The organism is Terriglobus saanensis SP1PR4, assembly GCF_000179915.2.
Lineage (GTDB): Bacteria > Acidobacteriota > Terriglobia > Terriglobales > Acidobacteriaceae > Terriglobus > Terriglobus saanensis.
In genome coordinates this window covers 787,198-797,563 of the sequence record NC_014963.1, presented here as the reverse complement: position 1 = coordinate 797,563, position 10,366 = coordinate 787,198, and the positions used below count along the sequence as shown (strand labels likewise).

12 protein-coding genes are annotated in these 10,366 nt (G+C 59.5%); 6 read left to right on the top strand and 6 right to left on the bottom strand.

Annotated elements, in window-relative coordinates; translation table 11 throughout:
• The first annotated feature begins 37 nt into the window (after window positions 1-37).
• Both cdd and ACIPR4_RS03275 read left to right on the top strand, forming a co-directional pair.
• The gene (gene cdd / locus ACIPR4_RS03280) at window positions 38-454 is read left to right on the top strand and encodes a cytidine deaminase (protein WP_013567226.1); all 417 of its coding nucleotides are present in this window, start codon (window positions 38-40) and stop codon (window positions 452-454) included.
• Window positions 455-456: 2 nt separating this feature from the next.
• A complete protein-coding gene (locus ACIPR4_RS03275; RefSeq protein ID WP_013567225.1) occupies window positions 457-1,782 on the top strand; it encodes a thymidine phosphorylase in 1,326 nt (441 codons plus the stop codon).
• A gap of 260 nt (window positions 1,783-2,042) precedes the next feature.
• Here ACIPR4_RS03275 and ACIPR4_RS03270 read toward each other — a convergent pair whose 3' ends face one another.
• From ACIPR4_RS03270 to ACIPR4_RS03260, 3 genes are all read right to left on the bottom strand, one after another.
• Window positions 2,043-3,107 carry a 1,9-bis(guanidino)-5-aza-nonane synthase gene (locus tag ACIPR4_RS03270; protein WP_013567224.1) on the bottom strand — a complete coding sequence of 355 codons (1,065 nt, stop codon included), beginning with the start codon at window positions 3,105-3,107 and terminating at the stop codon, window positions 2,043-2,045.
• Between the two features lie 192 nt (window positions 3,108-3,299).
• The gene (locus ACIPR4_RS03265) at window positions 3,300-3,488 is read right to left on the bottom strand and encodes a helix-turn-helix transcriptional regulator (protein WP_013567223.1); all 189 of its coding nucleotides are present in this window, start codon (window positions 3,486-3,488) and stop codon (window positions 3,300-3,302) included.
• The gene (locus ACIPR4_RS03260; protein ID WP_013567222.1) at window positions 3,481-3,903 is read right to left on the bottom strand and encodes a hypothetical protein; all 423 of its coding nucleotides are present in this window, start codon (window positions 3,901-3,903) and stop codon (window positions 3,481-3,483) included. The genes ACIPR4_RS03265 and ACIPR4_RS03260 overlap by 8 nt, the downstream gene beginning before the upstream one ends.
• Window positions 3,904-4,035: 132 nt before the next feature.
• Between ACIPR4_RS03260 and ACIPR4_RS03255 the strand changes: the two genes are divergently transcribed.
• Together ACIPR4_RS03255 and ACIPR4_RS03250 are read left to right on the top strand one after the other, a co-directional pair.
• The gene (locus ACIPR4_RS03255; RefSeq protein ID WP_041585899.1) at window positions 4,036-5,421 is read left to right on the top strand and encodes a nicotinate phosphoribosyltransferase; all 1,386 of its coding nucleotides are present in this window, start codon (window positions 4,036-4,038) and stop codon (window positions 5,419-5,421) included.
• 230 nt (window positions 5,422-5,651) lie between these two features.
• Window positions 5,652-6,605 (top strand): S1/P1 nuclease, encoded by a 954-nt coding sequence (locus tag ACIPR4_RS03250; RefSeq protein ID WP_013567220.1) that lies wholly within the window; start codon window positions 5,652-5,654, stop codon window positions 6,603-6,605.
• A gap of 3 nt (window positions 6,606-6,608) precedes the next feature.
• On the opposite strand, the gene ACIPR4_RS03245 is transcribed toward ACIPR4_RS03250, so the two are convergent.
• Entirely contained in the window at window positions 6,609-7,103 is a 495-nt protein-coding gene (locus tag ACIPR4_RS03245; protein ID WP_013567219.1) for a DUF2062 domain-containing protein, read from the bottom strand.
• A gap of 182 nt (window positions 7,104-7,285) precedes the next feature.
• Between ACIPR4_RS03245 and ACIPR4_RS03240 the strand changes: the two genes are divergently transcribed.
• Window positions 7,286-8,110: a GNAT family N-acetyltransferase gene (locus ACIPR4_RS03240; protein ID WP_013567218.1), complete on the top strand. Its 825-nt coding sequence runs from the start codon at window positions 7,286-7,288 to the stop codon at window positions 8,108-8,110.
• 6 nt (window positions 8,111-8,116) lie between these two features.
• Window positions 8,117-8,971 carry a lysophospholipid acyltransferase family protein gene (locus ACIPR4_RS21395; protein WP_013567217.1) on the top strand — a complete coding sequence of 285 codons (855 nt, stop codon included), beginning with the start codon at window positions 8,117-8,119 and terminating at the stop codon, window positions 8,969-8,971.
• On the opposite strand, the gene udk is transcribed toward ACIPR4_RS21395, so the two are convergent.
• Together udk and ACIPR4_RS03225 are read right to left on the bottom strand one after the other, a co-directional pair.
• Window positions 8,886-9,524 carry a uridine kinase gene (udk, locus tag ACIPR4_RS03230; protein WP_013567216.1) on the bottom strand — a complete coding sequence of 213 codons (639 nt, stop codon included), beginning with the start codon at window positions 9,522-9,524 and terminating at the stop codon, window positions 8,886-8,888. The two genes, ACIPR4_RS21395 and udk, sit on opposite strands and share 86 nt — an antisense overlap.
• On the bottom strand, window positions 9,524-10,363 hold the full coding sequence (locus ACIPR4_RS03225; protein WP_013567215.1) for a purine-nucleoside phosphorylase: 840 nt from the start codon (window positions 10,361-10,363) through the stop codon (window positions 9,524-9,526). Before ACIPR4_RS03225 ends, udk begins: the two co-directional genes overlap by 1 nt.
• Window positions 10,364-10,366 lie beyond the last annotated feature (3 nt).

Genomic DNA, 10,366 nt, shown 5'->3' with positions numbered 1-10,366 from the left:
TGCATCCGCGCCGGAACACGACTAACCTCACCTATTCATGAGTGCTTTGTCTCCAGACCAGACCGCAGCCCTGCTCGCCGCCGCAAAGGCCGCCGCAGACTACGCCTACGCACCCTACTCTAACTTCCACGTAGGCGCGGCCATCCTGCTCACTACGGGCGAAACCGTCACCGGCTGCAACGTGGAAAACGCCTCGTATCGTCTGACGACCTGCGCCGAACAGACCGCCATCGTACACGCCGTCGCGCAACTCGGTCCGCAGATCAAGATTGCAGCGGTCGCCATCGCCAACACCGATCCCACCGTGGCGTGCATGCCCTGTGGAGCCTGTCGCCAGACCATTCTGGAGTTCGCTGCGGAAACATGCCAGATCTTCTACCCTGGCGAGAACGGCGTGGCCACCAATGCCACGCTAGACCAACTACTCCCTGCATCGTTCCACTTCAAAAAATAAACATGCACGCACTCGACATCATCCTCCGTAAACGTGACGGTCATGAACTCTCCGACACCGAGATCCAGACCTTCATTCAGCAGGTCGTAGCAGGGGAGGTCACCGACGCGCGCATCGCCGCGCTGCTCATGGCCATCTTCCTCCGCGGTCTCACCGCGCATGAGCTTGCAACGCTGACACAGGCCATGCGCTACAGCGGAGAGACCTTCGACTCCACCTTCCTCAACAAGTTCACCGTCGACAAGCACTCCACCGGCGGCGTCGGCGACAAGACCTCTCTTCTGATCGCCCCTATCGTCGCCGCAGCAGGCCTCGCCGATCCCATGATCAGCGGCCGCTCTCTCGGCCACACCGGCGGCACACTCGACAAGCTTGAAACCATCCCCGGCTTTCGCACACAGCTCTCCATGCAGGAGTTTGGCGAAGTCACCGCGCAGTGCGGCTTCTCCATGATCGGGCAGACTGAGAACCTCGTCCCCGCAGACCGCATACTCTACGCCCTCCGCGACCACACCGGCACCGTCGAATCGCCCAATCTCATCACGGCTTCCATCATGAGCAAGAAGCTCGCCTCCGGCCTGCAGGGTCTTGTGCTGGACGTCAAAACCGGCTCTGGCGCCTTCCTCAAATCCTTCGAAGAGTCCGAACACCTCGCTGGCCTCCTCGTTGGTACAGGCGAGCGTGCAGGCACGCGTACCGTCGCTCTCCTCACGACGATGGACCAGCCCCTCGGCCGCTTCTCCGGCAACTGGGTCGAGGTCTGGGAGTGCGTGGAGATCATGCGCTGCATCGCACACCCGCTCTATACCGATGTCATCGAACTCTCCGTCACGCTCGCCGGTTGGATGCTTCAACTCGGCGGTATCACACCCACGCCCGAAGCAGGCCGCGAGCGCGCGCTCGAACTCCTGCACGACGGCAGCGTCTATAAGAAATGGCTGGAGATGGTGAAGCTGCAAGGCGGAGACGCTACTCCCTTCGCAGACCCCGCGGCCTTTCACCAACCCGCAGTGACACTCACTCTCACAGCATCACGATCCGGCTATCTCAGCAGCATGGACTGCACCGAAGTCGGCTGGGCCATTCAACGACTCGGCGCAGGCCGCGAAGTCCCTGATGACCCAGTCTCTGCCCACGCAGGCATTGAGATGCACGCCAAGCTGGGCGACTCGCTCGAAACAGGCGATCCACTCGTCACCCTCTTCGGCGACAGCGAAGAACAACTCGCCACGGCCGAATCGATGTTGCACAACACCATGAAAATCTCTTCGGAGAAACCAACACTCCAACCCCTCATCCGAAAAATCTTCACGAAACAATCCCTCTAACGCTCTCGTGCCCCATTCTTTGCGCAGCTCTGTTGCGCAAAGAATGGGGTCGCGCAGAGCGCACAAACCAGATTCCTCAGGAAAACCAAAACCGGGTGCCCCATGTCCCGCTTTTGGGACATGGGTTATGCGCAAAGCGCATCTTTCGCTCGAAGAGCGATCCTGCGCTACGCTACGGGATGACAAAACGATAGTGCCTTACTTCAATAAAGAGGCCGCCTGCAATCGCAGGCGGCCTCTTCCAAACCAACGTCCAAAACCTAAACAGTAACCGGCTGCTCCAGCACCTGGGCAAACTGCTTACCCGTGCGCTCCTTGTAAGCATCCTTGTGATATGCATAGCCCGCGATCAGCGGGAATGCAATCGTCGCCTCAGCGAAGACCATCTGCTCATACGTCAGATCGACCTTGCCCCAGCTCGAAGCTTCCTTCAGTGTCGATCCAGAAAGAGCACCGTCGCGCGCATCAGCCACCGTGATCTGGATCGCATACTTGTGCATCGAAGCCTCGACGCCAAGAATGTCCGCAGCCACCACGATGTCCTGCGCGAAGTTCTTGGGTACGCCACCGCCGATCATCAAAAGACCCGTCGTCGGATTCGCAATCTTCAACTGCGTCAATTCATAGAAGTCCTTCGCAGAGTCGATCGAAACCACAGCCTTGCCGCGGCGCGCATGCTGATGCGCCACCAGGCCAAAGCCAGCCGAGCAGTCCGAGAACGCCGGGCAGAAGATCGGCACGTTCTTCTCATAGCAGGCGAGCACGATCGAGTCAGCCTGTCCATCCTTCGGTGTGCGGCCGTTCTCCGAGAGGTAACGTCCCATCTCCAGGATGAACTCACGCGAAGAGTAAGGACGAGTCTCGAGCGAGTTCGTGATCTTCTCCGTAGTCTCGTCGCAGATACGAAGCTCTTCCTCATCGATGAACGTGTCGTAGATACGATCGATCATCAACTCGCGAAGGTCGGCATCGCCGCCGCCGTACTTGTACTCGTCACCCGCGATGTAGTGCTTGAAGCCGAGCGCTTCGAAGAAATCCTGATCGACGATGTTCGCGCCGGTCGAAACAATGGCATCCACCATGTTGTTCCGAACGAGGTCAACGATGACCTTCTGCAGACCTGCAGAGATCAGCGATCCCGCCAGGCACAGAATCACGCCGCACTCCGTGTCGCGCAGCATCATGTCGTAGATCGTGGCCGCGCGTGCTAGATCGCGCGAAGAGTAGGCCATGTGCTGCATGGCATCGACCAGCGCGACAACGTTGTGCTGCTTGATGTCGATGTGCTGGATAGGGTCTTTGAGAAGTTCATTTTTCGTAGGCATGTCGTCCGCTAGTTTATAACGTTCTCGCCTGTAAGGACGCGGGTTTCTTCGCCTTTCTCAAGGAAGAAATCCACCGCCGGTTCTCGATTCCCCGCGGCCTTTTAGAATCAGTCGTCTACTTTCGGAGCTCTTTCGCACTGCATCAAAATTCATCCAGTGTTCATCGAGACCTATTTCCAGACCGGGCCTCAATCACTCCGAAAAGATCTCCTCGATCCTCTTTCCGAAGATCTTCGCGATCCGAAAGGCCAGCGGCAGCGAAGGATCGTACTTCCCTGTCTCAATCGCATTCACACTCTGGCGCGAGACCTCCAGGCGCTCCGCAAGAACCGCCTGCGACCAGCCTAGCTCCGCTCGCAACTCGCGCATACGGTTAGTCATGGTCAACAACCCGGTTCGCAACGCCATAGAGCATCTTCGCGAACCCCATCGTGAGAAAAAACACGATGAACTCCGTAAACGGAGGCAGCGTACGCCCCCATCCGAAGCTCCGCAGAAAACTCTCAAAGCTCGAAACAGCCAGCGTCGCGGCCATTCCCCAGAGCATCGCGCGCACTCTAAGATTGCGCTCGAACTCGTCCTTTTCATTCCGAAGATAACGCGCCAGCGTCGCCAGCAGCGCAAGCACCGGAAACATGGGTAGGCAGGCCAACAGATACAGTCGTAACCCCTGCGGACGATAAGCCCGTGCGTAGTGCGTCGTACCAAAGACGACCAGCAGGTAGCTGATCATCACGATGACCGTGTCCTTCAGATACTGCTTCTCGGCCTGGCTCTTCTGTATGCAGAGTTCCATATTCTCTCCTCCTCGCACCTCAGTGACAAGGAAACCTTACGACAAGGAAACTTGTCATGTCAAGCTTTCTTGTCAAAAAGATTTAGGCAGCATTTGGAGCATCTCTCCACCTTCGCTACCCTTGAACTTCCTATGATCGTCAACTTCGCAGACCGCGCACACAACCACAACTGGGAGCTCGATCCCATCGTGCGCTCGCTCCTGGACACCGACTTCTACAAGCTCCTCATGCTGCAGTTCATCTGGAAGCACTTCCGCACCACGCGCGTCTCCTTCGGCCTGCACAATCGCAACCTGAAGTTCCGCCTCTGCGAGATGGTCCACCGCGAAGAGGTCATCGCCCAGTTCGAGCACGTGCGCAAACTGAAGTTCCGCAAATCCGAACTCATCTGGCTCGCAGGTAATACCTTCTATGGCACACGTGGCATCTTCGAATCCGCTTTTCTTGAGTGGCTCGAAAACGACTTCGCCCTCTCCGAGTACCAGCTCTCCGAAGAGGACGGCCAGTTCCGCCTCAGCTTCGAAGGTCCCTGGGTAGCCGTCACCATGTGGGAGATCTACGCGCTCTCCATCCTCAACGAACTCAAGACCCGCGCCGCGCTCAAGACGATGGACGAGTTCGAACTCGACATCCTCTACGCGCACGCGAAGACGCGGCTCTGGGGCAAGATCGAAAAGCTGCGCGACGTCCCTTCGCTCGCCGTCGCCGACTTCGGCACGCGCCGCCGTCACAGCTTCCTCTGGCAGGAGTTTGCCGTCGAAGCCATGCACGCCGAGCTGGGCAAAAACTTCTCCGGCACCTCGAACACCTTCCTCGCCTACAAACACGATCTCGAAGCCATCGGCACCAACGCGCACGAGATCCCCATGGCCATGGCGGCGATGTCGAACTCCGACGAAGAGCTCAAGGCCTCGCAGTACAAGATGCTCGACCTCTGGGCGCAGACCTACGGCGGCGCTCTGCAGGTCATGCTGCCAGACACCTACGGCACCACGCAGTTCCTGCAAGGCGCACCAGCCTGGGTCGCCGACTGGACCGGCCAGCGCGTGGACTCCAAAGATCCCTTCCTCGCCGGGGACGAATACATCCTGTGGCTGGAGTCGCGCGGCAGAGATCCGAAGAGCAAACTCCTCATCGCCTCCGACGGTCTCGACGTGCAGGAGATCCTTTCGCTCCACGCCTACTTCAGCGGACATATCCTCCCCGGCATCTCCGCTCGCGACTTCCGCAACGCCGCTGACTTCACCGACGAACGCAAGTGGCGTCCGGAACGCCGCATCCGCTTCTCCGCTGGCTGGGGGACACTGCTTACAAACGACTTCCGCGACTGCCACCCGCGCAACGAAGACGGCCTCGAACCCATCTCGCTCGTCTGCAAACTCACGAGCGCCGAAGGCCACCCCGCCGTCAAACTCTCGGACAACTACCTGAAAGCCTCCGGCCCGAAGCCCCTCATCGCCCACTACCGCAAAGTCTTCGGCATCGCCGGCGTAGCCAACATCCCCGTCCTCGTCTAATCACAACTCCGTGCCCCATTCTTTCGCGGCTTCTTGCGAAAGGGTGGGGTCGCGCAGAGCGCACAAACCGGATTCGTCAGGAAGCCCAGAATGGGTGCCCCATACATGAACAGCTTTATCGTTCATGTGTGGGTGTTCGCGCGACGACGTAAAGCCACACAAACATCCCACCCGCACAGCGCAAAAACGCGATGTACAGGGCACCCAGAGTATCGGCTTTCACGAAACTCATGTGTGACATGACCGTAACCATCACCCCTTATACTTGCCCCATGCGCAAACTCCTCGCCGCCGCTCTCCTCCTCACACCTCTCACTGCGTTCGCCTGGGGACACACCGGCCACGAGATGATCAACAAAATCGCCGCGGAAAAACTTCCCGCCGACATGCCCAAATTCCTCCACACCAAACAGGCTATCGAGCAGATCCAGTACATGGGCCCCGAGCCCGATCGCTGGAGATACTTCAAGGGCGAACCGGAACTCGTCGTCGCACAGTCGCCCGAACACTTCATTGATCTCGAATACGCCTGGCTCTACGGCAAACCGCTCATCCGTCAGCGCTATGACTTCCTGCGTCAGGTCGATGCACAGTCCGTTATCCAGAAGAACCCGAAGATCCGCGCCGAAGGCATCGGTCTGCTTCCCTACGCGACCACCGAGATCTGGCAGCGTCTGAAGGCATCCATGCGCAACTATCGCGCCCTCCAAAAGGACCACAAGAACACACGCGCCGCCGAAGCCCTCGTGATCTTCTACGCCGGCTGGCTCGGGCACTACGTCGCCGACGGTTCGCAACCTCTGCACACCACCTACCGCTACAACGGCTGGGAGGGCGACAACCCCAACGGCTACTCCAACGACCACAAGATCCACGCCAAGTTCGAAGGCGAGTTCGTCGCGCACAACATCACAGAGAAAGAAGTCGCCGCGCTCGTTCCTGCAACTCCCACACCGCAAAAGGAGATCTTCGCCGACTTTGAGGCGTACATCACCTACACGCACACGTTTGTTGAGAAGGTCTATCAGCTCGATAAAGAACACGCCTTCGACGGCGCAGGCACTCCCTCAGGCAAGGCCTTCGCCGTGGAGCGTGTCGCCGCCGGGGCCACCGAACTCCGCGACCTCATCGTCTTTGCCTGGGAGCAGAGCGCAACGCCGGAGCCGCCTTACAAGGGCGACTAAAAACTAAGCCTCGCTGGGGTGCGCCGCGGGCATCGCCTGACGCAGGACGCGCCCCAGCAGAAGCGCCAACGCTGGTGTAAAGATCACAGCCACCACGGCCCAGACCACCAGGGCATGCCACTCCCACATCCAGAGCATCTTCGTCAGTTCCCATGGATGCCGCGCTAGCGGCACAATCTCCGCACGCGAGAGCGGGATGGGCTTTGTCCCAAACAGCACCGCCCCAACATGGACGAGGGGCAGAAACAGCAGTAACTGCACCGGATAGGCCGAGTGCGTCCCCACTTGCGATGCCGGAACGCTAAGCCGCAAGACGAAGGCCATCAGCAGGGAAAGCACCGTAGTACTTCCAATCAGCGGATTGATGCCGATCGCGATCCCCAGCGAAATACTCCACGCCAGCCGCTCCGGGGTTACGCCCATCCGCAGAAGTCCCAGTACGGGAAGAAAAATCTTCCGCCAGACCCACGATCTGTCCTGCTCCAGCTTCACTTGCATCGTCGTCTACCTTACGCGAAATCCCAGAAGGCTACGTCAGAAGCTGGTCACGATCTGGTTCCGAAACGGTCAATTGTGAAAAGAAATTCACATTCATAACTATTTAACGTTATTACTTTACAAATTAAATTTCCTTGTTATATTTGCGGCAAGGTAGCTCTTTTCTCACTACCTGGAGGCACATGGCTTCTCTGCTGACGGAACCACGCTCCACCGTCGCTCTGCCGCTTTATTTCCCCCCCTCCACCGGGGAAAACCCTCAATTCTACCCAGAGCCGCAGAAGATTCTGGCTGAATTCGGCCCTTACCAGGCTCGCCTGGCTCAGTCGGAGGAAGATCGTCTGGCTGCTTACAGGCTTCGCTTCCTCGTTTTTAATCTGGAGATGCACGAAGGTTTGGAGTCAGCGTTTACTACTGGCCTCGATACCGACGCGTACGATCCGGTCTGCGACCAGCTCATCGTAGAAGAAAAGGCCACAGGGATCGTCGTAGGCACCTATCGCCTGCAAACCGGCCCGAACGCCGCCCGCCACCTCGGCTACTACTCCGAGCAAGAGTTCTGCTTCGCGCCGTACGAACACCTTCGCGACTCCGTGATCGAACTCGGACGCGCTTGCATCCTTAAAGAGCATCGCTCGGCAGAAGTACTTAACCTGCTCTGGCGCGGCATCATGCGCTACGCCCTCGCACGCGGCGGACGTTACCTCGTCGGCTGCTGCTCCGTCACCACGCAGGACGCCAACGAAGGCGCTGGCGTCTTCCTCGGCCTGCGGAACTACATGGTCGAAGACAGCCTCATCACCTCACCAACGCCCGCTTATGCCCTGCCCGCCCCGGAGGGTGAGGCCGTCGCCGTCCCTCCGCCAAAACTTCTTCGCGCCTATCTTGCCATCGGCGCGAAGATCTGCGGCGCACCGGCCATCGATCGGGCCTTCGGCACCATCGACCTGCTCACCATGATCGATCTCGAAACACTCAACCCGCGCATTGCGCGTCGCTTTCTCTAGGGCGTCATGCGAGGTTTCTTCCGCACCATCGGCTTTGTGCTCTTCCTGTGCGTAGTCATTTTCGATCTTCTGATCCGCAGGCCGCGTTCGATCGCCCAGCGCGCGGCCTGGATGCAGAAGTGGAGCATCCGCTTCCTGCGTTACGTCGGGGTGAAGGTCGACGTCCCTCACCCCGCGCCCGCGAGCGGAGCGATGGTCTGCAACCACCTCAGCTACCTGGACATCCTCGTCCTCGGCGCACAGCGCCCCACGGTCATGGTCGCGAAGTCGGAGGTCCGTCGCTGGCCCCTCATCGGCACGATCACCGCCGGGGCCGGCACCATCTACGTCGAACGAGAGCGCTCAACCTCTACCGCCATCGCCGCCGAACAGATGGCGGAAGCCGTCCGCTCCGGGGTCTTTCTTCTCTTCTTCCCCGAAGGCACAAGCGGCGACAGCAGAGAAGTTCTGCCCTTCCGCTCGCCCCTCTTTCAACCGCTCATCCAAGCCGCGGTTCCCATCTGGCCAGCCCATCTCTCCTACGGCCTGCCGTCGTCTCCAGGAAGCAACTGGATAGTCCAGAATAAAATCTGCTATTGGGGCGACATGAATATCGTCCCGCACCTGATGGGCATGCTGCAGCTTCGCGACGTCTCCTGCACCCTGCGCTACAGCCAGCAGCCTGTCCTCGCGCACGACCGCAAGGTCGCAGCCCACCGCTGCCACGAGATCGTCGAAGCCATGCACCGCGACGCGTATCGTCAAACGTACAAGGAAAGGCCGAGCGAAGAAAAGCCTAGCGCAGGCCGCGTGCATGCAGACGGCTCAGCACCTGCTCCACGGACCAGTCCAGCGAATCGGTTCCTTGTACCGTCAGCGTAGCGAACTCGCGCGACGGTAAAACGTACCTCTCCGCCATCGGAAGCGCCGTCGCCTCGAACTGCTCCTTCACGGAAGCCTCTGTCCGTCCGCGCTCTCGTACATCGCGATGGATGCGCCGCATCAGGCAGACCTCGTGCGGCGCGTCCACATAAATAGAAAAATCAAAGAGCCCGCGCAGCTCCACATAATGCAGCGCCAGGATCCCCTCCACCAGGATCACCTGAGCAGGCTCCACCCTCTCCGTCTTGCCAGGCACCCGCGTATGCGTGGCAAAGTCATAGATCGGTCGCGAAATGGGCTTGGACATCGCCAGCATCTCCAGATGCTCCAGCAACAACTCGCTCTCTAGAGAATCCGGATGGTCGAAATTGCTGTGCGCCCTCTCTTCCAAGGGAAGATGCGCAAGGTCGCGATAGTAGTAATCGAAGGGAAACAGCGTCGCCTCAAGCTCCAGCGCAAGCTCACGCGCCAGCGTCGTCTTTCCCGAACCCGAACACCCCGCGATCCCCACAATGACCGGCCGAACGATTCCACCCAGCGTCAACTGCTCCATTACTTCGCAGCCTCAAGCGCCGCCATGCGCGGCACCACTACGCTCAGCAGAGAGGAGAACTGGGCCGCCACCTTGCGTCCTATCTCCATTACCTCTTCGTGATCGATCACCTGATCCAGCACGCCCGCCGCCATGTTCGTCACCAGCGACAGCCCCAGCACTTCCATGCCCATGTGCCGCGCCACGATCACCTCGTGCACCGTGGACATACCCACAAGGTCCGCGCCCAGCGTACGAAAGGCACGTATCTCCGCAGGCGTCTCATAACTCGGCCCCAGCACAGCCAGATACACGCCCGTCTTCAACATCCATGCCTGCTTCTGCGCTTCCTCCTGCGCGATCTCCAGCAACCGCTCAGAGTAGGCCTCGCTCATGTCATGGAACCGCGGCCCAAAGCGGGCTTCATTCGGTCCCACGCAGGCATTCGTGCCGGTCAGATTAATGTGGTCGCAGATCCCCACAATCGTGCCCTGCCCGTAGCGAGGGTCGATGCCGCCCGCGGCGTTCGTCACCACCAGCTGCTCCACACCGAATAGCTTCAGCACGCGCGTAGGAAATGTGACCTCCTCCATGCGATAACCCTCATACGCATGCACGCGCCCCTGCATCACGGCCACGTCGACACCGCATAGCGAACCAATCACCATCCGCCCGCTATGCCCCTGCACGGTTGACTGCGGAAAGTTCGGGATCTCCGCATACGGAATGGCAACCACGTCCGTCACCTGCTCCGCAAACTCCCCCAGCCCCGACCCAAGGATGATGCCCACACGCGGTCGCACCGCCGTCTTCGACTTCAAAAACTCCGCGGCTTCGACCGCACGTTCATACAAACTCATCAC

Coding starts and splice junctions, on each gene's coding strand:
- cdd (WP_013567226.1), top strand. CDS start 38: ATGAGTGCTTTGTCTCCAGACCAGACCGCAGCCCTGCTCGCCGCCGCA.
- ACIPR4_RS03275 (WP_013567225.1), top strand. CDS start 457: ATGCACGCACTCGACATCATCCTCCGTAAACGTGACGGTCATGAACTC.
- ACIPR4_RS03270 (WP_013567224.1), bottom strand. CDS start 3,107: ATGCCTACGAAAAATGAACTTCTCAAAGACCCTATCCAGCACATCGAC.
- ACIPR4_RS03265 (WP_013567223.1), bottom strand. CDS start 3,488: ATGACTAACCGTATGCGCGAGTTGCGAGCGGAGCTAGGCTGGTCGCAG.
- ACIPR4_RS03260 (WP_013567222.1), bottom strand. CDS start 3,903: ATGGAACTCTGCATACAGAAGAGCCAGGCCGAGAAGCAGTATCTGAAG.
- ACIPR4_RS03255 (WP_041585899.1), top strand. CDS start 4,036: ATGATCGTCAACTTCGCAGACCGCGCACACAACCACAACTGGGAGCTC.
- ACIPR4_RS03250 (WP_013567220.1), top strand. CDS start 5,652: ATGTGTGACATGACCGTAACCATCACCCCTTATACTTGCCCCATGCGC.
- ACIPR4_RS03245 (WP_013567219.1), bottom strand. CDS start 7,103: ATGCAAGTGAAGCTGGAGCAGGACAGATCGTGGGTCTGGCGGAAGATT.
- ACIPR4_RS03240 (WP_013567218.1), top strand. CDS start 7,286: ATGGCTTCTCTGCTGACGGAACCACGCTCCACCGTCGCTCTGCCGCTT.
- ACIPR4_RS21395 (WP_013567217.1), top strand. CDS start 8,117: ATGCGAGGTTTCTTCCGCACCATCGGCTTTGTGCTCTTCCTGTGCGTA.
- udk (WP_013567216.1), bottom strand. CDS start 9,524: ATGGAGCAGTTGACGCTGGGTGGAATCGTTCGGCCGGTCATTGTGGGG.
- ACIPR4_RS03225 (WP_013567215.1), bottom strand. CDS start 10,363: ATGAGTTTGTATGAACGTGCGGTCGAAGCCGCGGAGTTTTTGAAGTCG.